The organism is Vibrio sp. 1580, assembly GCF_033340055.1.
In genome coordinates, this window is sequence record NZ_JAWOVT010000003.1 from 219,537 (window position 1) to 245,324 (window position 25,788).

17 protein-coding genes are annotated in these 25,788 nt (G+C 46.3%); 11 read left to right on the forward strand and 6 right to left on the reverse strand.

The features are described from left to right. Positions 1-121: 121 nt before the first annotated feature. The gene (locus R7093_RS06310) at positions 122-871 is read right to left on the reverse strand and encodes an HpcH/HpaI aldolase family protein (RefSeq protein ID WP_047102422.1); all 750 of its coding nucleotides are present in this window, start codon (positions 869-871) and stop codon (positions 122-124) included. Between the two features lie 289 nt (positions 872-1,160). Here R7093_RS06310 and hisD point away from each other — a divergent pair, with 289 nt between their 5' ends. The 4 genes from hisD to R7093_RS06330 all read left to right on the forward strand — a co-directional run bounded on the left by hisD (position 1,161) and on the right by R7093_RS06330 (position 4,992). After that, positions 1,161-2,453 carry a histidinol dehydrogenase gene (gene hisD / locus R7093_RS06315; protein WP_047102421.1) on the forward strand — a complete coding sequence of 431 codons (1,293 nt, stop codon included), beginning with the start codon at positions 1,161-1,163 and terminating at the stop codon, positions 2,451-2,453. 1 nt (position 2,454) lies between these two features. Beyond that, a complete protein-coding gene (locus R7093_RS06320; protein WP_047102420.1) occupies positions 2,455-3,189 on the forward strand; it encodes an SDR family NAD(P)-dependent oxidoreductase in 735 nt (244 codons plus the stop codon). 83 nt (positions 3,190-3,272) lie between these two features. After that, a complete protein-coding gene (locus R7093_RS06325) occupies positions 3,273-4,277 on the forward strand; it encodes a cupin (protein ID WP_017634482.1) in 1,005 nt (334 codons plus the stop codon). 1 nt (position 4,278) lies between these two features. Continuing rightward, positions 4,279-4,992, forward strand: a complete 714-nt coding sequence (locus tag R7093_RS06330) for an alpha/beta fold hydrolase (RefSeq protein WP_047102419.1) — start codon at positions 4,279-4,281, stop codon at positions 4,990-4,992. A 69-nt stretch (positions 4,993-5,061) separates the two neighbouring features. Here R7093_RS06330 and R7093_RS06335 read toward each other — a convergent pair whose 3' ends face one another. From R7093_RS06335 to R7093_RS06345, 3 genes are all read right to left on the reverse strand, one after another. Next, on the reverse strand, positions 5,062-6,147 hold the full coding sequence (locus R7093_RS06335; RefSeq protein WP_047102418.1) for a porin: 1,086 nt from the start codon (positions 6,145-6,147) through the stop codon (positions 5,062-5,064). A 177-nt stretch (positions 6,148-6,324) separates the two neighbouring features. Continuing rightward, a complete protein-coding gene (locus tag R7093_RS06340; RefSeq protein ID WP_005374772.1) occupies positions 6,325-7,341 on the reverse strand; it encodes a nuclear transport factor 2 family protein in 1,017 nt (338 codons plus the stop codon). 101 nt (positions 7,342-7,442) lie between these two features. Then, a complete protein-coding gene (locus R7093_RS06345) occupies positions 7,443-8,738 on the reverse strand; it encodes an MFS transporter (protein WP_017634479.1) in 1,296 nt (431 codons plus the stop codon). 339 nt (positions 8,739-9,077) lie between these two features. On the opposite strand from R7093_RS06345, the gene R7093_RS06350 reads away from it, so the two are divergent. Next, complete coding sequence (locus R7093_RS06350; RefSeq protein ID WP_047102417.1) at positions 9,078-10,619, forward strand: sodium:solute symporter; 1,542 nt, start codon at positions 9,078-9,080, stop codon at positions 10,617-10,619. 11 nt (positions 10,620-10,630) lie between these two features. Beyond that, on the forward strand, positions 10,631-12,001 hold the full coding sequence (locus R7093_RS06355; RefSeq protein WP_017820113.1) for an L-serine ammonia-lyase: 1,371 nt from the start codon (positions 10,631-10,633) through the stop codon (positions 11,999-12,001). 78 nt (positions 12,002-12,079) lie between these two features. On the opposite strand, the gene glgX is transcribed toward R7093_RS06355, so the two are convergent. Then, the gene (gene glgX / locus R7093_RS06360) at positions 12,080-14,071 is read right to left on the reverse strand and encodes a glycogen debranching protein GlgX (RefSeq protein ID WP_047102416.1); all 1,992 of its coding nucleotides are present in this window, start codon (positions 14,069-14,071) and stop codon (positions 12,080-12,082) included. Positions 14,072-14,517: 446 nt separating this feature from the next. Here glgX and R7093_RS06365 point away from each other — a divergent pair, with 446 nt between their 5' ends. The 5 genes from R7093_RS06365 (at position 14,518) to R7093_RS06385 (ending at position 21,206) form a co-directional block, all read left to right on the forward strand. Then, positions 14,518-15,789 carry a maltoporin gene (locus R7093_RS06365; RefSeq protein WP_005374784.1) on the forward strand — a complete coding sequence of 424 codons (1,272 nt, stop codon included), beginning with the start codon at positions 14,518-14,520 and terminating at the stop codon, positions 15,787-15,789. 100 nt (positions 15,790-15,889) lie between these two features. After that, the gene (locus tag R7093_RS06370; protein ID WP_005374786.1) at positions 15,890-16,699 is read left to right on the forward strand and encodes a MalM family protein; all 810 of its coding nucleotides are present in this window, start codon (positions 15,890-15,892) and stop codon (positions 16,697-16,699) included. A 318-nt stretch (positions 16,700-17,017) separates the two neighbouring features. Then, entirely contained in the window at positions 17,018-17,524 is a 507-nt protein-coding gene (locus tag R7093_RS06375; protein WP_005374788.1) for a hypothetical protein, read from the forward strand. A gap of 120 nt (positions 17,525-17,644) precedes the next feature. Then, on the forward strand, positions 17,645-19,258 hold the full coding sequence (locus R7093_RS06380; RefSeq protein ID WP_318146565.1) for an alpha-amylase family glycosyl hydrolase: 1,614 nt from the start codon (positions 17,645-17,647) through the stop codon (positions 19,256-19,258). Positions 19,259-19,589: 331 nt separating this feature from the next. Next, on the forward strand, positions 19,590-21,206 hold the full coding sequence (locus R7093_RS06385; RefSeq protein ID WP_213969252.1) for an endonuclease: 1,617 nt from the start codon (positions 19,590-19,592) through the stop codon (positions 21,204-21,206). Between the two features lie 99 nt (positions 21,207-21,305). Here R7093_RS06385 and pulA read toward each other — a convergent pair whose 3' ends face one another. After that, the gene (pulA, locus tag R7093_RS06390; RefSeq protein WP_318146566.1) at positions 21,306-25,295 is read right to left on the reverse strand and encodes a pullulanase-type alpha-1,6-glucosidase; all 3,990 of its coding nucleotides are present in this window, start codon (positions 25,293-25,295) and stop codon (positions 21,306-21,308) included. Between the last annotated feature and the right edge of the window lie 493 nt (positions 25,296-25,788).

A 25,788-nucleotide genomic window follows, 5' to 3' on the forward strand; every position in this document is an offset into this window, starting at 1 on the left:
CTTTAATGGTGATACTCCTTATTTAAGGCCATTGAACCTTCTCATACGTGCTGAGTGTATGGGCTAGGGGATTTCTGTGTCTAGAGCATTACATTGATAAGGCGTAAATATCAGAGAAAACTCAAGAATTCATCACATTTCTCTCTTGCTTGAAGCCATCAATGATCATTTTGTGTTCAGAGCCAACACAAAAGAAGCTAACGCCGAGTTCACGCCATTCCCGAGCTTGTTGAGCCGTCGCGACAAACATGCCAACAGGTTTATTGGCGGCTCTGGCCGCTTCGATTACTCGCATACTTGCTTGTGCGACTTTCTCATCATGAACGCTATCAGCACCATAAGCGACAGTGAGATCAACTTGGCCAATGAAGAGCGCATCAATTCCTTCAACATTGGCAATCGCTTCAACATTTTCGACCCCTTGAGGGTCTTCAATTTGTGCAATGACAATCGTATTCGCACGGCTGTCTTTTAAGTGTTCAACCATGGGCTTAGTGGCGTATTGCGCTGCTCGACTGGAACCAGCATACCCTCGGCCACCTTCGCCGTAATGGCAGATTTTCGCCAGTTGCGTCGCTTGCTCAGCAGTACAAACATGGGGAATTTGTACACCCGCCGCGCCACAGTCAAGCGCGTTCAAAATGGTTGAAGGGGCGCTGTCTTGTACTCGTACCACGCACGCGAGGTCATTCGCTCTGGCCGCCATGATGCACAGATCAAGCGAGGAACGACCGAAAGGTGCGTGCTCTGCATCCAGTACCACAAAAGGCAACTCTGCCAGTGCCAATACCTCGATAATGTGAGGATGAGGGGTTTTAACAAATGTACCTAATAGCGTTTCTTTAGTCAGACGTTGCTTAAAATTTCTCATAATTCTCTCCTTTGCAAAGGTATGCAAAAACTAACACGGAGAAATGTAAATGATGAGTAAAAATGATGTGATCTAAAACTCATTTTTGATTAAAAATTAAACTCAATCAAGGTCCTTATTACTTGCCTTTATTTGTTTAAACTAATTAATACAAAGGCTTAAGGGTGGTTTTTGTGGTTTGTTGACTTAACTTGTCAAATGTTAATTAAGTGTTTAATCTTATTTTGCATTCGTATCCAAAAGCATAAAAATAACCGTTCGTCAGCCTCAATGTTCAAGGAGAAAACCAATGGCACGCATTTTAAAAAACGGAATCACTGAAGAAGCATCAGCATCAAACGACGCAAAAGTGCGTCAGATTGTTGAAAGCATTCTTGCTGATATTGAATCGAAAGGTGATAGCGCTGTACGTGAGTTGTCTGAAAAGTTTGATAACTGGTCGCCGGAGCAATTCCGCCTGTCAGAAGAGCAAATCCAAGCCTGTGTGGATGCGCTTGATGAATCGACTCGTCATGATATCGAGTTCGCTCAGCAACAAGTTCGAAACTTTGCTCAAATTCAACGTGACTCAATGAAAGACGTCGAAGTAGAAACCATGCCTGGTGTGGTACTGGGGCATAAAAATATTCCAGTCAACAGCGTGGGTTGTTACATCCCTGGCGGTAAATACCCATTGGTTGCATCCGCTCACATGAGTGTACTGACGGCGAAAGTCGCGGGCGTAAAACGTGTTATTGCTTGTGCGCCTCCGTTTAACGGCCAGCCGAACGTCGCGATTGTCGCTGCGATGGCAATGGCGGGTGCGGATGAAATCTACTGCTTCGGTGGTGTTCAGGCGGTAGGAGCTATGGCATTGGGCACGGAGACTATTGCGCCAGTCGATATGATTGTAGGGCCGGGTAACGCATTTGTAGCAGAGGCAAAACGTCAGTTGTTTGGTCGCGTTGGTATCGATTTGTTTGCAGGGCCAACGGAAACCTTGGTCATTGCTGATGAGAAAGGCTGTGACCCGGAATTGGCAGCGGCAGACTTGCTTGGTCAGGCTGAGCACGGTTACAACTCCCCAGCTGTCTTGTTGACCAACAGCGAGACATTTGCAAAAGAAACTATCAAAGAGATTGAACGTCAGCTAACTATTCTTCCAACGGCGGAAGTTGCGGGTAAAGCGTGGGCAGATTACGGACAAGTGATCGTATGCGATAGCTACGAAGAAATGGTGGAAGTGGCAGACGATATCGCTTCTGAACACGTTCAAGTGATGACGGAAGATCCTAAATACTTCCTAGATAACATGACCAACTACGGTGCCTTATTCCTAGGTCGTGAAACCAACGTTTCTTACGGCGACAAATGTATTGGTACCAACCATACACTGCCAACGAAGAAAGCGGCACGATATACCGGTGGTCTTTGGGTAGGGAAGTTCATCAAGACTTGTACTTACCAGCGTGTGACGGAAGCGGCATCCTTAAAAGTCGGCGAGTACTGCTCTCGCTTGTGTGCACTCGAAGGTTTTGCTGGCCACAAAGAGCAAGCGGATATTCGTGTGCGCCGTTACAAAGGCAAAGTGGAAGAGGCGTAATATGTCGAAACTTGCCTTAGTCACAGGCGGCAGTGGCGGACTGGGTGCCGCCATTTGTCGCAAGCTAGCTGAATCGGGATATCGCGTAATTCTGACTTACAACAGTAATCAGAAAGCGGCCGAGGATGTGCTTTCCTCGCTGCCACGTAACGAGCATCTAGCATTCAAATTGAACGTGGCAGATTCTAGTGCGATTGAACAGCTTAAACATCAAGTCAGTGAAATAAGCGACAAGCTGGATTTGTTGGTCAACTGTGCGGGGATGACGAAATTCGTCGCGCACTCTGATTTGCAAAGTTTAGATGACCAGCTGTTTGACCAAATTTTCCAAGTGAACGTCCGTGCGCCTTTTGCCATGGTTCGAGCGTTTGAGCCTTGGCTTAAGCAAGCCAATGGTTGTGTGGTTAACATTACTTCTATCGCGGCACAGACTGCGATGGGGAGCAACATTGCTTACTGTGCAAGTAAATCTGCCGCGGAGAACATGACCCGTTCTTTAGCTCGCGCTCTGTCTCCCGAGGTTCGAGTTCTGGCTGTTGCTCCAGGGCTTGTCGACACTGAGTTTGTCAAAGGCTTGGATGACGCATGGCGTAATCAACAAGAACAATCCACACCGCTTAAGCGTTTAGCCAATGACGAAGAAGTCGCTCAAGCCGTGTACGCCGCAGCAGAAGTTTTGACCTTCTCGACAGGCAATACCATCGCGGTTGATGGTGGGCGACCTTTAGGTCTGTAACACACTTTCGGTCTGTAACTAACTTTAGGCTTGTAACTAACAATTCAAAGGCTAGGTCCAAACAAGGACAACAAGGATTTACAATGACTCTACAATCTAAAATGAATAATAACCTGGTCCGCTACATGGAACTGATTCCGGGTACGAGTGCGTTTATTGATGCGCGCACGCCAGGCAGTGATCTCAAAGATAACTTTTGTATTATCGGTGCAGGGGTGGCAGAGAGCAGTCGTCAGCATGTTCATATTCGCGATACGGCGGGCTTTAATATTGGTGCTGCAGGCCAACCGCCGGGCATCAAAAATTCGTTACATTCTCATCGCACCGCTGAGCTTTTCTTGGTGTTCAAAGGTCAGTTCCGTTTTTATTGGGGGAACGATGGAGAGCATGAGGCGGTGTTGTCTCACGGTGACGTCATCTCGATTCCAACCAATCTCTTCCGTGGATTTGAAGTGGTTGGCCGCGATTACGGCTTTATGTTCTCGGTACTTGGCGGCGACGATTCAGGTGGCGGCGTTATTTGGCATCCAAACGTTATTAAAGACAGTCAAGGTTATGGTTTATACCTCAAAGCCGATGGCACACTCGTGGACACCATTAATGGCGACCCGGTGCCACAAGAATCAGAATTGATGCCGCTGCTTACCGAAGAAGAGCTCGCGACCTTCGATACCTACACCGCAGAAGAGATGATGCCATTTGTCGCTCTGCAAAAAGATTATCGTGAAATCAAAGGCGATTTCAGCGGAAGCAACGTGAAACAATACGCCTTAACGGGTCACCCTTTGGCGAGTTATGACTTCCAAGTAAAGAGTGAAGATGAAGTGAGCATCATGGCTTATGAGCTTTCTGAAGGTGGCTCGATTCCTCAACACTGCCGAGAAGAAAAACAAGTACTTATCAACTTTGATGGCGATACAGAGGTGGTCCTCACGCATCAAGGCGAACAAGCTAATGTTGTTTTAACACGCGGTGATGTGCTGAATGTTCCAGAAGGTGCGTCTTATTCACTGACGAACTTGCGTGGTAATAGTTTGACGTATTGCATTCTTGGGTCTGATCAACCAAAGCCGCTGGCAGGAGAATAAAATGACACAACCCACCTCGTTAGTTTGGCTACCCGGACTACTTTGTGATGGCACATTGTTTGAGGAAGTCAACCGAGCGTTGCCAAGTTGGGTTGAGCCTTCATGCCCGACGCTGGCTTCATTGCCGTCAATGGAACAGCTGGCGCAGAGAGTGTTGCAAGACGCACCGCAGGAGTTTGTCTTGGGTGGCTTATCAATGGGTGGGATTCTTGCCTTTGAGGTGTACCGCCAAGCGCCAGATAGAGTCAGAGGTTTGGTGCTAATGGACACCAACGCGGCGGATGAAAAGCCAGAGGTGACACAAAAGCGCGACGCACTGGTTAGTCGAGCGTTAAGTGGTGAATTTGAAAGCATTACGCCTGATACTCTAATGCCAGTGCTGATTCATCCAACCCGTTTGCAAGACAAAGCGTTAACTGAGCGTATAGAAGGCATGGCGATCAATGTAGGTTTGGAGGCATTTGAAGCACATGCTAAAGCGTTAGCAACTCGCCCGGATGCTCGACCTTTATTGGCGGACATTCAAGCTCCTACGTTGGTGATAACAGGTAAAGAAGATAAGCTTTGTCCGCTAGACAATCATCTGCTCATGGAGAGATGCATCCCAAACGTCACGCTTCATGTTATCCCTGAGTGTGGGCATCTATCTACGCTTGAGCAGCCTTTAATTATTAGTGAAGTGATGACTACTTGGCTTCAAGATAACTTTGCTTAGTGTTGATAAGAACTTCATCACTCACCACCTTAAGGTTACTTGGGTATAGGTGGTGAGCGATGAGTATTATCAGAAGTAGTAGCGAATACCTGCCGCGAATTGATCATCACGGTTTTCGAATTTGCTGCCATCGTACTGATCTTTACCTAGGTCGAACTGGTATTCAGTCCAAACTAGGAATTTGTTCTTCTGGAAGTGGTATTCAAGACCAGGAATCAGCAAGTTACGCTCGTAGCCTTGTGTCTCGTCACCGCGATCTTCCATGTAGTTGTAGTTCAACGTTGGGCGTAGGCCGTTATCGAAGTGGTAGTAAGTGTAGATTTCGCCACCTAGGGTATCGAACATTACGTCCGTACCGCCTTGGCTCACTGCTTCCCAGTTTTCGCCAACGTGGAAAGTCGCACCTGCGTAGAAGCCACCGTTGCTGTAGTTTGCGCCCAATAGCATGATGCGCATGTTGTCGCCGTTTTCTACGCCAACCACGCTTGCGTCTAAATCAGCAACTTCATTTTGATGGTAAGCCGCACCAAGTGTTACGCCATCAACCGGTTTGTAAGTGATAGACGCACCCATGCCGTTTTTCAATGAGGCTGTCGCATTGCTTGCTAGAGCAACATCTTCACGCGTGGTTTGGTAAGTAAAGCCGTAGCTCACTTTTTCATTGATTGAATTACGGTACGTGATTGAGTTTTCTGCACGACCAGCACCGGATGCGATACCCCAGTCAGCTAGGTTGTAAACACCTGAGCCACGAGTACCGAATACACGACCTAAATCGGTGTACCATGCTACGTCGTAGAAGGTAGACCACTGCTTAGTACCTGCAGCAATCTTGCCGTATTTGTCATGTTCCACACCTGTGTATAGCAAGCGGTCGTAAATGTTGTCGCCGTTCGCGCCAGAGTTGTAGCCCCATTCCGCGTGACCGAAACCAGTCCAGCCGTTATCCAGACCCATTTGGCCTTTCAAACCGAAACGTGAGCTGCCGCTGTTCCATTCGCCATTGTCATCACCGCCACGGTCTTGGTAGCGAAGATCGAAACGGCCATCGATGGTTAGGCTGTCGCCAGCGTCATTAACAAAAGTGTGTGCAGCAAAGGCTGAGCTAGAAGTAAGCGCTGCTAAAATCACTGCAGAAAGGGTCGACTTTTTCATCATCAATCTCATTATTCAGGGCGCAGAAAGCCACCGTGCGTTCATGCCCGTTTTGAATAAGGGTTCTATCTTGAGGTTGTGCCCCATCCTTGAGGCACGAGTTGGGAGCATGTCGCCTGAACCGAGAGGGGATTCAGGCAACATAAAGGCGGGTTGACAATCCGCCCCTAGGACTTCTTATAGAGAAGGGTTTAGGATCTGCTGAGTACGCTCGAACACGTCTAGACCTTGCTGTTTTAGCCAGTAAGGAAGGTCGATCAGTACCCAGTTCTCAGATAGCTTGTCGCCGTCACGGTAGTAAACATCAACCACTTGCATGTCTGCACGTACTTCACCACCTGTCATACCTAGGAAACCACCGATAGGCGTGTTAGATAGGTTTGGCCAGCCGAAGAAACAAGAGAAGTTACCTTCTGCGAAACGACATACGTGGCCGTTAAACTTCTTGTCTTTCAGGTTGTTACGGAACGGCAATTGGTGCTGCTGTTGGTAACGAGGGATTGTGTAAGACGCACCGATACCACATGGACCGTACCAGATCATGTCTTTAGACCAGCTCTTCTCAAGAACTTCTGGTGGGCAACCCATAGCGCCACTGTCGTTTAGTGCAGATAGGTCATCAACCATCTTGTTCACTAGTGCTAGTGTCGCTACGCCTTCTTCTGGTGCTGCGTCTTCGAACAGTAGACCGTCGTGGTTACGAGGGCCAGGGTATACGAAGTGCTTACCTGTTGATGGTGGTAGTGGGTAACAACCCGCTTGGTCCATCGCGCCTAGAAGGTCTAGGAATAGGCCAGTCTTAGTGATCTTGCCGTTTTCAACACAGTTAAATTCTGCGTAACGGATGTTCATGATTTTGCCAGTTGGGCGCATGCCTAGGTATTCAGCGTCGAATAGACCCATGAAGTGACCCATGCTCATTACCCAGATTTCACCTGATGTTACTTCGTTCTCACCACCGATGAAGATGTCTTGACGACGCTGCATGCGAGTCATTGATTTCATCAAAGGAGCCCAGAAAACGTCAGCCGCTGCTTGAGCGCCTTGTTGCTCACGGAATGGGTAAACACCACGCCATAGGTAATCTTCTGAAGTGTGTGCTTTTAGTACTTCTGCCACGTTCTCGTGAGTTGCGTTTTCCATTGCGCTGAAGTATTCACGTACAACGCGTTTCGCTTCTTGATATTTAGACATAATAAACTCTCTTATTTGCTGTCGAGTCGGCTTTGGGAACAGGACTCGAAATTAAGTTTTTTCATCCGACCGGGGAGCGAGCCGGAGTTTTTGAAATTCAGTTACGCTTTTGCTGCTTCGGCTTTTTTGCTCTTATCGAACACGCCGCCTTTTAGTGTCTCTGGCAGTGATAGCCATAGAAGACCAGCAAGGATCCATACGATTGGTGAACCCCACATTGCGGTTTGTAGGTCGGTACGCTCTTGGATGAAGATAAGTACCATTGGTGCCCACATACCCAGGATACGACCGCCGTGGAATAGCGCCGCGCCGTAGCTACGTAGGTGTGCTGGGAACAGTTCTGAGAAGTAACCACCCCATACCGCTGAAGAAGACAGGCCGAAGTTGTAAATCAGACCTAGTAGAGCCAGCATGTTTAGGCCGCCAATCACCATGTCGCCAGGTGCAACAAAGAAGATTGAAACCATGATGCCCGCTAGGATGAAGCCAAATGCGTTCACCTTACGACCGAATTTGTCAGCTACCCAACCCCAGAACCACGCACCAAACAGTGAACCAAACGCTGAGATAGAGAAGATGAGACCGATGGTTGCACCGTCGAACATACGCACATCACGTAGGTAAGTGGTTACGAAGCCACCAAAGAATTGGAAACCGTAGAAGTTAAGGCCAGCCAGCAATAGACACGTTAGAGTGATCTTACGGTAAGGCTTACTTAACATTTCGCCCCAAGAGCCTTTTTTCGCTGGTGCATTTGATTCTTCTGCCTTTGCTTGCTCTTCTTCACCGTAAGCAATTACTTTGCTGTCGCTAGGTAGTACAAAGATCATGACCACAGCGGCTGCCAATGGTGGGATACCACCAACAAGCATTAGGCTTTCCCATGGTGCATCGATGCTTGCAATAAACGCTGCATACGCACCCATTACCATCAGTGCTACAGAGAACATAGAAGACGCGAATGCCGTCAACTTACCACGTACCGTTGGCGTAAATAGGCCTATCATCAAGCTTACTGCCACGGTGAAGTAACCACCCAGTGACAAACCAATGATGAAACGCATTGCTGCCCATGTTGTGTAGTCGGTGAACATCATATTGATGATCGTAGCGCCACCGTTTAGGGCTGTGATGGTAATAAGAGTGGATTTCTTACCAAATTTTGTTGCGAACCAAGCACAGCTCAATGCACCGATGAGTGCACCAACCGACTGCCATGTATAGAACTGGGCAGTGTCTGACAGGCTAATACCATCATACGCTTCAACGATGTATGGGCGTACGTAGTCAATAATTACAAAGTTATAACAATAGAAAAAGTAACCAACCAGTATCGCTAGATAGGCAGCTACCCTTTGAATCATAGGAACTTCGCTCATGTGTCTTTTGGCATTCATGACCGATAAACCTCTATTTCACTTAGGATTTGTTGCTATTCAAACTTAAAGAACACGATCTTATTGGGATCATCTTCGATTTCGTGTCGTGGTGAATCATAGTTTTTTTAAGGTTATTAGATCCGTGATCAATATCAATTTTAAAATGAATGCGTACCCAATTAGTGGTTTTTAGTGATGGGAGTCTCATTAAATCGGTCTTTTTGGCATTTTTGAATATATAACCGTCTATATTGGTGATTATAGTCACAGTTATGGCGGGATTATCGTTTAGATATGCTTTTTTAAAGTAATATCCAAGCACAAATAATTAGCACCCAGAATTATGGAAACCCTGAAATGGTTACGTACTCAAGTTTTGTGGTGATTGCGTTATACGTGTTAATCACCATATTAATCAGCTATTTAGTGAATAAGCGCTACAGCAATGGTGGCGACTTTTCTACGGGTGGAAAGCAATTTGGCTGGTTTACGGCAGGTGTTTCGATACTTGCGACTTACATTAGTGCGATGACGTTTGTAGGGATGCCAGGTTGGGTTTATAGCTCTGGGATGGAAGCGATGAGTATTCACCTTAACTATCCCATCGTTATTTTTTTCACCGTCATTTTCTTTGTGCCAGTCTTTTATAAGCTGGGCTTGACTTCGATTTATGAATATCTTGAGCACCGCTTTGGGGTGTATGCAAGAACCATCAACTCGATTGTGTTCATTGTGGTTCAATGTATATCTGCGGGTGTGATTTTGTATGCTGTGGCGCTGATCTTAGTGCAAGTTCTGCCTATCAGTATTTCTGAAGCCATTATCTACATCAGTATTTTCACCGCTTGCTATACCTATGCGGGCGGAATTTCCACGGTTATCTGGACCGATATGTTGCAATCTGCAGTATTGGTGGCGGGCAGTATCGCTATCTTTGCCATTCTAATGACAGAGATTAATGCGGCAGATTACCTTTCTCGTAATCACCTGAATATCATCAACTTAGACTTTGATTTAGGCGTAGATACCACACTCTGGGCTGGCGTGGTTGCCGTGAGCTTTTTGCATTTGAGTGTGTACGGCACCAACCAATTGATCATCCAACGCACGTTAGCGACGAGATGTGAAAAGACGGCGCAGAAGTCGATGCTGTTGTGTGGTTACGGTGCATTTTTTGTGTACTTATTCTTCGCGGTACTCGGTGTTCTTTTGAGTGTTTTCTATCAAGATCAATCGTTTGAAAACAGCAACGAAGTGATTTTGGATTTCGTCTTCAACCACACTAACCCAATCGTCGTTGGTTTGATCATTTCCGCATTGGCGGCGGCCGCAATGTCGACGCTGGACTCGACCTACAACTCGATGGCGACCGTCGCGACGTTCGATATCTACAAGCGTTTCGTTCGCAAGAGTGCCGATGATGGGCACTACGAAAAAGTCGCAAGAAAGATGAGTTTGCTTGCTGCGGCTATGGTGGTAGTGCCAGCTCTACTGGCGGTATCGAATGAATCGGTACTCAAAACCATCGCTAGCTTGACTTCCATCTTTGTTGGTATCCGTCTTGGTTCATTCGTGCTTGGCTTATTCTGGGCAAAAGCCAATGAGAAAGGCGTGATCGTTGGCAGTATCATGAGTGTGATTGCGGTGTTTACTGCGATGTATCTCGACGTGGCTTGGCCGTGGTTCGCGCCAATTGGTACGTTCGTCTTCCTTTTGTTTGGTGTGTTAGTAAGCCGTCGTTGGGGCGCTGTGACTGCCGAGCAACAAATCTTTATCAATAATCAAAAACATCTTTTTGCAAAGCCAACCGCAAGCCATTACGGGTTGTTGGTGTTCGCTGTGGCGACCATCGCTGCTTGTATGGTTCTCCCTGATTGGCTTTATGCTGCATTGTCGTAATAGGTAAGTTTATGCTGTCCATCTTTGATATTTACAAGATTGGTGTGGGCCCTTCTAGCTCTCACACCAATGGTCCAATGATCGCGGGTTACCACTTCACTCGTTTGATTGAATCGAACTTGGCAAAAGTGGTTCGTATTCAAGTCGATTTATACGGCTCACTTTCGTTAACGGGGATTGGTCACCATACTGACCGTGCAACGATTTTGGGTCTGTTGGGTAATAAGCCAGATACCATCAAAATCGCTTCTGCGAACAAAGCGATGCGCAAGGCGATTGAAGAGGGCATGATGTCTGTCGATGGCCGTCATGAAATCGAATTCAACTACAAAACGGACATGTTGTTCCACGAAGAGAACCTTCCTCTGCATGAGAATGGCATGACGATTACTGCCTTAGATGCGCACGGCAATCAGGTTGGGTTTGAAACTTACTACTCTATCGGTGGCGGTTTCATCGCAACGGCGGATGAACTGCAAAATGGCAGCGCGACTTCACCCGTAGAAGTTGAGTTTCCATTCTCCAGTGCAGACGAAATGTTGGCACAAGCAGAGAAGAACGGCATGAGCCTCGGTGGCATGATTCTGAAAAACGAACAAGCGTTTCAGGATATGGAAGCCATCAATCAACGTGCAGAACAGATCTGGCGTGTGATGACGCGTTGCATGGAGCGTGGTTTCGAAACAGAAGGTATTTTGGATGGCGGCTTGAACGTGACCCGCCGTGCGCCTAACTTGCTGAAGAAGCTTGAAGCAAATGAAGCAATCGAAAACGATCCGATGGAAATCATGGATTGGATTAACCTGTTTGCTTTTGCTGTGAGTGAAGAAAACGCGGCTGGTGGACAAGTGGTAACATCACCAACTAATGGTGCGGCGGGTGTGATTCCGGCAGTATTGATGTACTACCATCGCTTCATCAAAGAGCTTGATACTAAACAGCTTAAAGACTTTCTTGCTGTCTCCGGTGCGATTGGCATCTTGTACAAAACCAATGCGTCTATCTCGGGTGCCGAAGTGGGTTGTCAAGGCGAAGTTGGCGTGTCTTCTTCCATGGCGGCAGCTGGCTTGACCGCGCTGCGTGGTGGCAGCAATGAGCAAATTTGTATTGCGGCCGAGATCGCCATGGAGCACTCACTAGGCATGACGTGTGACCCGATTGGTGGCTTAGTGCAAGTACCGTGTATTGAGCGTAATGCAATGGGTGCAATGAAAGCGATCAATGCTTCTCGCATGGCATTAAAACGTAATAGTAAATGTTTGATCTCGTTGGATAAGGTGATTGAAACCATGTACCAAACGGGCAAGGACATGAACAAGAAATACCGCGAGACGTCACTGGGTGGGTTAGCTTTGATTCACCTAGCGCCGCCTTGCGAATAATGAGTTAGGCACATCTAACCAACGAAAAAGCCGAAGCACTGAGATGCATCGGCTTTCCTTTTTTGGAGCGTTTACAACTTAGCTATGCGTTTGCTCACCTTTTGGTGTGCTTTGGTTTGGTTGATAGTGCAAAATCACCATCGAGGTGGGTGACAGCAAGACTTCGCCTTCAGCATGTCCTGGGTTGAGATTACGTACGTTTGTATCACAGATCGTCACCCATTCTTGCTTTCGCTCATTGGGGAGCTTAAAGCGCGCTGTGGCGTTAGTTTGGTTGATGAGGTAGACCAGCTCTTGCCCTTCTTTACCGATACCAAGGTGAAGTGCGACGGAGCTTAAACGGTTCCAATCATCGTGCTCCATTAAGCGACCGTCTGTACGGCGCCAGAAAATACGGTTGTTATTGCGGTTTTCGCCACTGAAAGCTCGGATAAATGGCACCATGTATTGATTTCGGTTGGCGACCATTTGTGACATCCATGCTTTGAAATGTTGCTTACGTTCTGTCTCTTCCCAGTTCAGCCAACTGGTTTCGTTGTCTTGGCAATAGGCATTATTGTTACCGCCTTGGGTGTGAGACAGAACATCAGCAGTGAGAATGTGTGGGATACCGAAGGCAAACAGCAAGCTAGCAATAAGGTTGCGTTTTTGCTTCTCACGCGTGGCGATGATCATCAGATTTTCCGTCTCGCCCTCAACACCGTAGTTTTCTGAACGATTGTCACCGTGACCGTCGCGATTTTCTTCGCCATTGGCTTCGTTATGTTTGTGCTTGTAAGACACTAAATCTTGCAGTGTGAAGCCATCGTGATAAGTGATGTAATTTACGGTGAGTTTGTATGGCCAGTTCGCTGCACTATAAATGTCACGAGAGCCCATTAATCGAGTGGCAAACTCTTTTAAATAGCCTTGATCACCGCGCCAAAAACTGCGGGAAATATCACGCAGTTTGTCATTACATTCGTTCCAACCAAATGGAAAGTTACCCACTTGGTAGCCATTTGGACCAATATCCCAAGGTTCGGCAATCAATTTGGTTTCACGCAAAATTGGGTCTTGCGCAACGGCTTTAAAGAAAGCTGCTTCTGGGTTGTAATCATCGCCCTGTCGACCTAACGTTGCAGCCAAGTCAAAACGGAAGCCATCGACTTTAAATTCGCTAACCCAGTAGCGCAATGTATCCATCACAAGGTTTAAGGCTGGTTGGTAGGTGAGATCCACTGTATTTCCGCAGCCAGTGTAATTGGCGAAGTGGTTGCCATGTTTGATGTAAAAACAGGAATCGAGGGCCTTCAGGTTGAAAATTGTAGGCCCTTCACCACCTTCAGCAGTGTGGTTGTAAACCACGTCGAGAATCACTTCGATACCGTTTTTATGCAATTCGCGAATTGTTGTTTTTAATTCCGTAACGGCGTCTTGTTCTGCGTAGCGCGGATCGGGCACCATAAAGAGATAAGGGTTGTATCCCCAATAATTGACCTTTTCCATCTCTAGTAGGTGAGGCTCATGCATGCATGCTGCGACAGGTAGCAATTGCAGCGTGTTGATGTTTTGTTGTTTGTAAAAGGCCAGCATTTCAGGTGATGCAAGACCTAAATAGCGCCCCCTCAGCTTGTCCTCAACCTCTGGGTGGCGTTGGGTAATCCCTTTGACGTGCGTCTCAAACAACACCATCTCTTCTCTGGGTATACGCGGGTGATCCGTGTTTTGCCAGTCAAAATCATCTTCGATAACGACGCACTTCGGCATATCGAAACTTTTGGCTGGAGAGTACGGAGGGTGATAGTGGAGGGCTTTATCTATTGATTTTGCGTACGGATCAGAAATTAACAGTGGCTCTTCCTTGTGGGAGACAAGGTAACCGTATTTTTGCCCCGGCTTAATATCTGGAATAAAAGTATGACGTATGCCAGCGTATTCATTCGGTAAACCGTGAAGCTCGTAGCTGCCATCGTCTGCAAACAATGCCAGTTGAATGTCTTTTACGCCTGGAGCATGAATAGAGAAGTTACAGCCTTCTTTATTCAATGTTGCGCCCAGGGGGTAGGGGCGAGAGAGAAGTCGTGTCATCGGAGATACTTTATTTAATATTTATTGCTACCTTTAGGAAACTATAAGTTAAAAACTTTGTCTTACTAAGGTCAACCACCCTAAATATAAAAATATTCGTGTAATTTAATTACTTTATGTGACGGCTTAGAGTCAAAAATATGAAATGGCTATCACTTTGTAGCGGCTCAAAACCGAACAAACTTACTAATTCCTCCCTAGATTGGTGATCTGACTCGAAAAAACACCATTCGGTAAATTTTCTACTCCCTTCTCATCCCCCTTAAATTAGTTTAGGGCGGAGGAAGTCATCCTTGTACGCCTCGGGTAATCTCACAACTGTTGAAACAAACGGGGATTCGTTCCCATCTTACCTCTCTTTCTTTAGGTGTGTTTTTACTGCCTATATTCACCTAAAAGAGTGAGCAGGGAAGACAGAATTATAAATACCCTTAATGGAGTTAAGAATGAAAAAAGTAAGTGCAATTGCTGCTGCTGTAGCTGCAACTTTAGCTGCTGGTTCTGCATTCGCAGTGGATTTCCACGGTTACATGCGTGCTGGCGTTGGCGTGAACGCTGACGGTGGTCAACAATTAACATTCGAAAAGAACAAGATCGGTCGTCTAGGTAATGAAAGCGATATCTACGGCGAGATTCAACTAGGTAAAGAAGTTTACAACAACAACGGCAAAACGTTCTACGTAGACTCTATGGTTGCAATGACTTCTAACGGTTCAAACGACTGGGAAAGCACTTCTGCTAACTGTGGTTTGGATAACGGCGAAGTGAAATGTGTAGACGATGCACAATTCGCACTACGTCAGTTCAACGTTCAAGCTAAAGGCCTACTAAACTTTGCTCCTGAAGCAACGCTTTGGGCAGGTAAACGCTACTACCAACGTCACGACATTCATATCTCTGACTTCTACTACTGGAACATCTCTGGCGCGGGCGCTGGTGTTGAAGGTATCGAAGCTGGTCCTGGTAAAGTTTCTTTCGCTTGGGTTCGTAACGACCGCGGCGATATCGCTGACCCAGGCAACGATGGTGGCGCAACAAACGTAAACACTCTAGACGTACGTTACGCAGGTCTTCCTCTATGGGACAACGGTTCTCTAGAAATGGGCTTGAACTACGCAATTCTTAACGAAACTGACGCTGCGCCAAACGGCACTAAAGATGCGAAAAACGGCGTAATGTTCACAGCAGAATTGACTCAAGGTCTAGACGCTGGTTTCAACAAAACAGTGCTTCAGTACGGTACTGAAGGTTACTCTAAAACAATGGCATTCTACGGCGACGGCAGCTGGTACGGCGCAGAAGCTGACAACGGTGCATCTGGTTACCGCCTAATCAACTGGGGTGTAATCGGCATGGGCGACAGCTGGGAAATGGGTCACCAGTTAGTGTACGGTGTTGGTGAAGACATGTGGGCTGGCCAAGACAAGTGGGAAACAATGTCTGTTGTTGTTCGTCCAATGTACAAATGGGATGACAACCACAAAACTATTTTCGAAGCTGGTTACGCTATCGACGATAACGACGGCGAAGAAAACAAATACGGTAAGCTAACTGTTGCTCAAGCATGGTCTGCTGGCTCTAGCTTCTGGGCTCGTCCTGAAATCCGTGTTTACGCTTCTTACCTAACGGCTGACAAAGAAGACAACTCAAACACATTTGACAACGGTCGTTCAGACGATACGTTCCAGTTCGGTGTACAAGCTGAAGCTTGGTGGTAATCATCTAACCACTAAGTCCTAAATTGTCCTAGAATGATACAGCCAGAACTTATCTGGCTGTATTTATTTAAAAAACAATAAAGAGTCGAGGTAGACAGTAATGAAAAAATGGCTTGCTCCCGTACTGCTGGGCATGTTGGCTACTGGTTGTGCGTCTGTAGAACAAGTAGAGATGAGTCCAAAAGGTCAGCAACAAGTGATCACGCAATCGGGTGATATTCAATGGGTACCGCTTAACGTGCCTGTGGTTACTGAATTCGCTTTGACTGATAAAAGCCAAATGTTGTTGGATGGTAACAGTGCTGGCGCTATTGCAGCGTTTGCTCTTCCAGGTAACCGTGGCAGTCTCGATATCAAATTAGAGACATTCGTAAGTAAAGAACTTCAATTTTATGCTCCTAATGTCGCAGTGATGAACTCGGCAGGAGAAACCATTTACCAAGCAGATTTTTCAAAGTTTAAGTACGAACCAGCAAAACTGTTGGACAATGATAAATTCGTACTTGATCTCAATGTGATTCCAGACATGACAGGTAACGATCTGCATGTGTTGGTTTACACGACTTCCGCCGATCTAAAAGGAAGTACACAAGTTTTACACCCAGCAAAAGCCTTCGCCATGGCGCGTCACACTCAGCCGCCAGATATTGCAGACCCTCTAGCGAAACATAGCCCACTAGGTCAGTTCCGCTTTTCGGTATCCGCGAATGATATTGTGAATACTAAGATTGTTGCGAAAAACGACAACATTCCCCAAGGTACGGACCTTACTAGCTACTACTACAGCTCAATTGAAGCGGCAGTCGCAGCGAATGATATTCCGAAAGCGCTCACTTTGCTTGATGAAGCAAAAGAGCTAGGTATTGAAGGTGCACAACAAGTTTTTGTGAAAGCCGTAAATAGAAAATAATCAGATAAAAAAAGGTCAGCATTTCGCTGACCTTTTTCATAGAAAATAAACTAATAAAAACACCCCTACATAGAGTTACCTTATTCACATAATTATTTTTATTACTTTGTTTTTTATATAGGTTGGATCAATAATTAATGGCAGTTCCCTAATTTATTTTTTGTACTTAGGAAATAAACAAACTTCTCGAAGTGATTTAAATTCACAATCTGACGATATTTATTTGGCGTTTGATATTTCCATTTTAATAACGATTAATATTTCTTTTAACCGTTGAGTTTATTTTGCTTTGGATATACTAAAAAGGAATTACGTGAAATGAACATGATGAAGACCTCTCTTGCTGCTGCTCTACTTGTTGCCTTAGTGGGTTGTCAATCGACTGCAGAACCAGAAGCGGCCGCAGAGCCTGTTGTTAATATGTCTCAAGACGAAGTGGTTGCTTTCATGAAAGCGTGTGACAACCCAGATAGCACAGCGAAAGGACCTATTTCTAAACCACTATTTGTGGTGGGTACGTTTGCGGATTCCGATTGGAAACACGTGCCTCAGCGTCAATACACCTACAAAGGGAATAATTTCTACCAAGCCGTGGTTCAAGAAAAAGTAGGCTCCTACAAAATGCAGTACGCGACCGAGTTGTGGTTCCCACAATTTACCGCAAAAGGTAATAGAATGAACGTTGGTGAATTAACACCATTAACATTTGGTGGTTACGGTACGGATACTTCGGTTGATATTAAAGAAGATGGTAAATATGTATGGAGTCTTCAGTTTGAAGGAAAAGGCAAACCTGTTCATGTCATGGTAAATAAGTGCCAATAATATTCCATTCAGTTATTTAAAATCTATTTTTATTTATTAACCCCTGCATGAAACACATGTCGGGGTTAATTTTATTACTCAAATTTCCGTAGTTTATTTGAGTAAGTTAGGGAGAATAAAATGCGTAATATCCTACGTAACCATCGCCTGTCTCGATCGTTGTTTGCGTTAAGTGTGATTGGTGCTTTATCTGCGTGTAATTCTTCTGGTGGTGGCGACACTAATAGCAGCACTCCGCTACCGGATACCAGTTATGCTTGCCAAGCCAATGTCATGGCGCAAAGTAACCAACTTCGTACTTATCAAATCATGGTAGAGAGTTTTGTGGATGGTGATGCGAGCATTGGTCACGGTACAGGTTATGGCACCAGCCATCATAACGGCGATTTGCAAGGAGTGATTGATTCACTCGATTACATCCAAGATTTAGGGATGAACGCGATTTGGTTGACGCCAGTTTTTGAATCGGAAGCGATAGTGGGCCAAGAACACTGGGCCGATCTTCTGGATGCCACGGGCTACTTTGCAACGGATTACTTCACCATTGATCCACGTTTTGGTGATTTAGAAACGGCGAGAACCTTGGTCGAGGAAGCACACAAACGCGGCTTATACGTGTTTTTTGATGGTGTATTTGGTCATCACAAAGATGGTTTGATCAAACCATCTCCCTCCGGTTTGTTGCCATCGGGATCGAGCAATCCCGTTGATTACCCGGCCAGTCTCGATTTCTACAAAGAAGTGGCAACCTATTGGATCAAAGAACTGAAGATTGACGGCTGGCGTTTAGATCAAGCCTATCAAGTTCCGACAGACGCTTGGACACAACTTCGTAAAGCCGTCGATGAAGCCTCACAAAGTGTGACGTACACCAATAGCAAAGGCGAACAAGTGAATCCGTTGGGCTATATGGTGGCAGAGATTTGGAAAGGGGAGTCTGAAATCGCGAATGAGGCGTATGGATCGAACAGCGATCCAGCATTGTGCTCTGCGTTTGACTTCCCTATGCGATATCGCATCGTTGAAACTTTGGCCGTGAATGAGAGCGGCGTGGGTGGTCGCGGTGCGGATTGGTTAGACAACGGCTACAGCACACACAACCAATATCCAACACATGCGCAGCCGAATTTGATGATCGGCAACCATGATTTAGTGCGCTTTGGTGACTTGTTACAGCGCGGAAACTTGGCGGATGTGAATGATGCAGAATATTGGTTACGCCATAAAGCCGCGTTTGCTTTCCAAGCGGCGTACACCGGGCCAATCACGTTGTACTACGGTGATGAAATCGGGGATCAAGTGGATGGTTTTGCCGCAAAAGAAGACAACAGCACCTGCGCCATTCAAGGTTTGTGCGATGATCACGTTGCGCGCAGCAGTGCGAAAATTGAAGGCGTGACGGCGACGCTTGATGCAAACCAAGCCGATCTCAAATCTTATGTGACATCGCTGATGACAATGCGCGATGCGCATCCTGCACTTTATCAGGGGTCACGCACGAATTTAGTTGCGAGTAACGGCAGTTATGTGGACTTGAAACAATCTGGTTCGGACAAAGTCTTGTTTGCGCTAAATACCTTAGAGAGCGCTAGAAGCGTTACTCTTACTCAGGAGAGTGTTGGTACTGGTGAGTTGGTGGATTTGCTCACGAATGAAAAAATTACTCCGAGCAATGGTCAATATCAGATTCTGATGTCGCCACTACAAGGACGATTCTTTGCGGTAAAACCTTAAGGAATTATCCAGAATTGATGCTCACCAGTTGAGCTGACCACAAGCTTTCTTATAAACAAGCCAAGTGTTGTTGCTGACCCCCATAGGCGCACACTTGGCTTTTTTCTGTCTGTTTTACTTTTCTCTTAATGGTTTTACGACGATGTAGCCAACAAGTTGCTTCGCTTTTTGTATTGGCATTTGTTTTCAGCAGATGGATATTTGTGAGATAAGCTGCACATTAAAAAGTAAATTAACACTTGTGCAACGTAAAAATGTGACTGAAGGATTACTTATGCCCCACTAATATGTTTATCGTGTTTGGGATTTACATAACTAATGGAAAAGTATAATGAAATCCATAACGAAACCCCTCTGTCTTCTTGCTGTTATTAGCTCTCCGCTTGCATATAGCCAAATTCTCAATGGTGACTTTGAACAGTGGAATGGCAGTGCGCCTACGCAGTGGTCGGAGATTGACGCTGGCATTACAGTGTCGCCAAGCAGCGAGCAAATCAAATCGGGTGGTCTGGCTGCCCAGGTCGTCGTGAATACAGGTACCCAAAGCAACACCGACTTTTTGCAAACCATTAATGTGGAGCAAGGGAAAACCTATCCGTTTTCTGTCTCGGTTTATCATACCGAAGGAAATGTAAAAGCACGTCTGGTGGTTGATGGTTATCACAATTACTCGAACCCACAACAGATAAACCAGTGGCAAGAGCTCGCGCACAATTACACAGCGAGCTCGAACAAGACCATCAACGTCGGTTTGCGTTTTTACGATGAAGCCAGTTTTGATGGCTCAGAAGTTGTCTACGTCGATAATTTTCAACCGACTGAGACGAGTACACAACCTCCTGTAGAAAGTTGTAGTGATCACCAAGTGGTCTTGACTCTCACAACCGATAACTATGGTTCAGAAACTAGCTGGACGTTAAAAAACAACCAAGCCGAAGTACTGTTTTCTGGTCAGGGATATGAGTCAGCAACCACCATTGAAAAGAGCATGTGCTTAGCTGACGGTAACTACCAATTCACGATTCAAGACGAGTATGGTGACGGCATTTGTTGTGGCAGTGGCGCGGGGTCGTACATTCTGACTGAGGGAGATAAGACTCTTGCTTCTGGCGCTGAATTCTCGAAAAGTGAAACCACCGATTTTACGTTAGGTGACTCAACCACGACCCCACCAGTGGTTGATGGTTACTATCAAGCGGCATCTGGTAAGACGGGATACGCTCTAAAAACGGCGCTGTTTAACATCATCAACAACCACACTAGCCGAGGTTATTCTGCGGTGTGGACCTTGGTAAAAGATGCCGATATTGATCGTTATTACGAAAATGATGGCTCTATTCTCGATATGTACTCTGAAAAGCCATCTGCTAGCGATACAGTAAGCTTTACCAAAGTCACAGACCAATGTGGCCAATACAAAACGGAAGGGGATTGCTACAACCGTGAGCACTCTTTTCCGAAAAGCTGGTTTGGCGGTAAGGTTGAGCCGATGAACTCAGACGGTCATCACTTGTTTGCAACCGATGGTTATGTAAACGCGAAGCGCAGTAATTGGCCATTTGGTGAAGTGGGCACCGCGACCTACGTGTCTAGTAATGGCTCTAAACTTGGCCAAGCAAGCACTAGTCTGGGCTACTCCGGTACGGTGTTTGAGCCGATCGATGAGTTTAAGGGCGACTTCGCCCGTGCTTATTTCTACATGGCGACTCGTTATGAAAATGTTGTAGGTAATTGGGAAGGTAATTCAAGCAATGCGGATGCTGTCCTTGATGGTTCAAGTTCGACGGTTTTTGAACCTTGGGTGTTAAACATGCTTAAGCGTTGGCACAAAAATGATCCCGTTAGTGAAAAAGAACGAAACCGCAATCAACAAGTGTTTGATTTTCAGGGCAATCGTAATCCATTCATTGATCATCCTGAGTTTGTTGAACAGATTTGGGGAAACTAACACCTTTTTGATTTTGGTATCCACCATTTAGTGACGCCAACAAAACAAAGGGGAAGCGTGATGCTTCCCCTTTTTCATTACGGATGTTTTTAAATGAAACTAGTTTTTCGTTACCGTCACGATTGGCGCCGACTTGTCAGCCGCGTTGAAGTGGAAGTTGTAATTTCCTGCTTCTGCAATCGCAATTTTCAGGTTTGCACTACCGCCACCGACTTCCATCGTTAGCGCTTTACCAAGCTCAACACTGCCTTCGCCACCGAAGTTGGTGTCTGCTGCCCAGTCTGCGCTCGCAACTTTCATTTCGTAGTTGCCCGCCGCTAGGTCAATGTCTAGCGAATAAACGTCATTTGCAACATAGCTGAACTTCGCTGTTGAGTCTTGTGCTGGAGCATCCCATGTAGTGATAGTGCCACGTAAGTAAAGTGCTGTTTCACCGAATGTTGGTGCATCTGCTGATTTGGTCACTGACACGACCGGTTTTTCTACGCTTTCATCTTGAACATGCAGCGCGTTCAGAGTGAAGTTGTACTTACCTGTTTCTGCAACAGACAGCTTACAGTTACCTTCTGAACCTAAGTCTAGTGAACCAGAAGCTATATTCGCAATATCACAACCGATGTTTGGATTTGCCCAACCAGAGTCCGCGAATTTGAACTCGTGTGTACCAGCTTCAAGAACGCCAGTTACAGAGTACATACCGTTGCCAATAAAGGTCATCGCCCAATCACTGCTATCAGACCACTCGTTCATCGTGCCTTTCACGTAAACAACGGTTTCGCCGTAAGGAGGAATACTCGATACGTCTTTGTTATCCGTGTTTACTGGCAGGCCAGCACCTTGCGCGCCGTTTTGTGGCTGCACGAATACCGCTGTTGTCAGTGCTGGTACTGTGAACGTTTCATTGGTGAAGCTTGCACCTTTGACGATGTCATCCGCAGAGTTTTGTTGAACTTCATGCAGTTCGAAACCAGTTGCGCCGGCAACTTTGAAAGATTTCTCAGTTGATGTTGAGTTCACAACCGCCACGATAGCATCGTAGTTCGAATCTAAATCGGCACCTGCTGATGTACCATCGTCGATAGACATCACAATCAAGCCTTCCATTTGGTCTTTCCCTACGTTGCGGAAGTCAACACGGTTCATCACTTCTTGCGCGGTATCTAGGCGGAATAGTTCGCTTGTGCTACGGATTTTTAGTAGCTCTAGGAATTGTTGCTTCGTCAGCTCGATGTCCGTTGAGTCTGGTTTCGCCGTGCTGTCACCGACGATGGTTTTGATCAACTCCCAGTTTGCGCCGTCTTTGTCTTCACGTGGTAGACCAACGTTCCAGTTATTGTCGCTTCCGTCGAAGAATACACGGTTGAACCAGTCACCAGAATCGTACGAGTCGCGCTGCATAGATTTAGAGCGCAATAGCTCAGAACCCATGTGGATGAATGGAATGCCTTGACCAAGCATCACCGTTGATAGGGACACAGACTGCATACGTGCACGCTCGGCAGATGAAGTGCCTGTCGCAATCTTGTAGGCGTTGTTATCCCACAATGTTTGGTTGTCGTGCTTAGACACGTAAGAGATGTTCTCTGATGGCACTTTTGTGTAGCCTGCAGGCGCACCATTGTAATCAACGTTCTTACCCAGCTTGGTTTCGCCTTTGTAATCAAGAAGGATGTAGTCAGCCAAGTTACCAGCCATACCTAGACGAACCAGATCTTGGTTGTGTAAACGACCATTCACCGATTCTGCGTCAGTTTTGGTTTCTTCGTTAGGGTAAGCGGCGTTACCAAAGCCTTGGTTAAAGCGAAGTGGGTGCTTACCTTCAGAATCTACACCGCCATCAAATGGGCTTCCGCCACGAACTGCGTCACGCAGACGATCAGAGAAAGTACCGATTTCTGTCCCTGCCATGTTGACTTGTGTCGCCTGATCGAAGCGAGCGTTTTGCGCGACTTCACCAAAGTCCCAACCTTCGCCGTAGAACAAGGTATTCGGGTCAATTTCACGGACTTTTTCAAGTGCGTAAACCATCACATCTTTCGGCTGGTGGCCCATAAGGTCAAAACGGAAACCATCGACTTTATAGTCATCCGCCCATACCATCAATGAGTCAACCATTAGTTTACCCATCATCAAGTTCTCGGTTGCGGTGTTATCACAACAGGTTGAGTTTTCGACGCCGCCAGTGTTGACGTTTAGGCGGTGGTAGTACCCAGGGACAATCTTATCCAGTACTGATTTTTCGTTCACACCAGATGCATTTGTGTGGTTGTACACGACGTCCATGACCAGTTTCAGATCCATTTTATGCGTCGCTTGAACCATTTCGCGGAACTCAAGAATACGCTTAGATCCGTTAGGATCGGTCGCATAACTGCCTTCTGGCACGGTGTAGTGGTAAGGGTCATAACCCCAGTTGAAGCTGTCTAGCATGCGAAGATCGTTCATCAACGCTTGTGCTTTGCCCGTTGTTGGGTCGTAGCTATTTAATACCTCTTCAATCACTTTGCCGTCATTTTCGGTCTCACAAATGGAGGCTTCTGGCTTGATGCCACAAAGTTTACCCACGGTGTCGGTGATATCGACTCGCTTGTCAGCGTCTTCATCCACGGTTGCAATATCAAATGCTGGCAGGATATGTAGCGTTGTTAGGCCAGCATCTTTCAGGGCTTTTAAGTGAGAAACAGACTCACGCTCAGGTTCTGTAAGCGCCAGATATTTGCCATCAAGACTTGGTGTGCCTTTACTGTCGTTAAAACTGAAATCACGAATGTGTGACTCGTAAAGGACGTGGTCTTCGTCTTTTTTAACCGTTGGGCGTGCGTAGTTTTTCCAATCTTGAGGCATTAAGCTTGGATCATCTAAATCAACCACTTGCGAGTATCGTGAGTTCTTAGACAAGCTCATTGAATATGGGTCTGTTACCAAACGCGTTTCAACGACGCCAGTTGTTGGGTGGTATACTTTAACTTGGTAGCGATAGTATTTGTTGACAACGTTGCTTTGTGCCTCAGAAACCCAGATACCTGTTGCTGGGTCTTCCGTCATGGCAACGGTCGCTTCTTCTGCTAAGTTTTCATCGTAGATTATCAGATCAACATCTTGGGCAGTTGGTGCCCATAGTTTGAAGGTTGCGGCACCGCCTTCCACAATCGCACCGAGTTCTTGACCGATCGCGTTACCTGCCTTGGAATCGGCAAACACCGCATCCAAAACGCCCGGCTTTTGCATTTCAGTTGCAGAAATGACGTCACCATTTGCGTTGTAAACCACCATAACAATTTGTGACTTCAGGATCGTACGCAAGGTCGCGTCATCGACATCGATACCCGCAGCTTGAAGGCTAGCAAGGTGACGGAAGCGTGATTTCAGACCATCAGACAACTCACCAGCTTTTGTCAGCTCAACGGCTGTACCGCCAGAGATTTGCTTGTCTTCATCCATTTTGATGTCATTGCTAAGGCTGTAGAACAGCTTCATGGAATCCGCACTGGTCGCCGCTTCCCATGCGATGGTGTTGGCGTCTAACCAATGGGCTTTTTGACCATCAATATCAACAGGGCGCTCTTCTATTGGCTCGTAGTAAAGTTCACTGCTGCCGTGGAAGCCAAACAAACCTTTCGATTCGCCGATTTTCGTCAACTCTACTTTTGAGTTTGCGCTGCCGAACGCTTTCTCATCACCTTTGTGCAGAATGAAGTTCATGCATTCGTGTGGGTCAGAGGCGTCAGGGTTTATTTTCAGTACGTAGTAAGCACCGTAGGTGTCGTTGATGCCATCGAATGGGTGTGGCGCAGACCAATCCGTTCCTGTTCCCGGAATGCCCATTGCGTCTAAATCTGTGCTGGTACAGCCCTCACCGTTCCATAGGTGCAAGCCCCAACCTTCGTAGTCGCTGGCTGTTGAAGCTGATGCTACGTCACGTTTGTAATAAATGACGACTTCGTTCTCTCCCGCAGGGTACAAGCCTGAGCCAGGGGGCGTCGTATCTTCGTTCGTGCTATCACTACCACAACCGCTGATTACCGCGACGGAAATCAAAGGCAGTACGGTTTTGGCAATTGTTGATAATTTAAATGTCTTATTGTCCACGTTTACAAATCCATTGTTATTGAATTGATATTGAGCTGCGCGCTGCCTTCGCTGACTCAATCATCAAGAAGGTTTTGCACACGCTAGAAAGGCAGATGCCAAAAAAGGAAATGTTCAATTAGATGCTAATACACTGAATCATCAGCAAAATGTGAGAGCAGGCTGTTAAGTTTTTTACAGGTGCAAATTTTCTGTCACAGTCGATTTTGTTCACAAATTAAATAACAAAACAGGCGCATAGTGAGAGATTCTGCACATCATTAAAATGTAAATTTTTATGGGATGAGTAAGGGGGGATGATAGGGGATGAGAATGTCTCAGCCCCAAAACCGTGATTAAGTTCTATAAAAATGAGGGCTATATTTTTCTTTTAAAAATAAGTTGCAGTGATGTTGAATAAAATACCGCCATTAAGTCTTCGCGAGCTTCAGATTTTCGCTAAGTGGTCGTTATATAATGACGTTAGTCGGCATTACGTCGGCGCGTAATCATA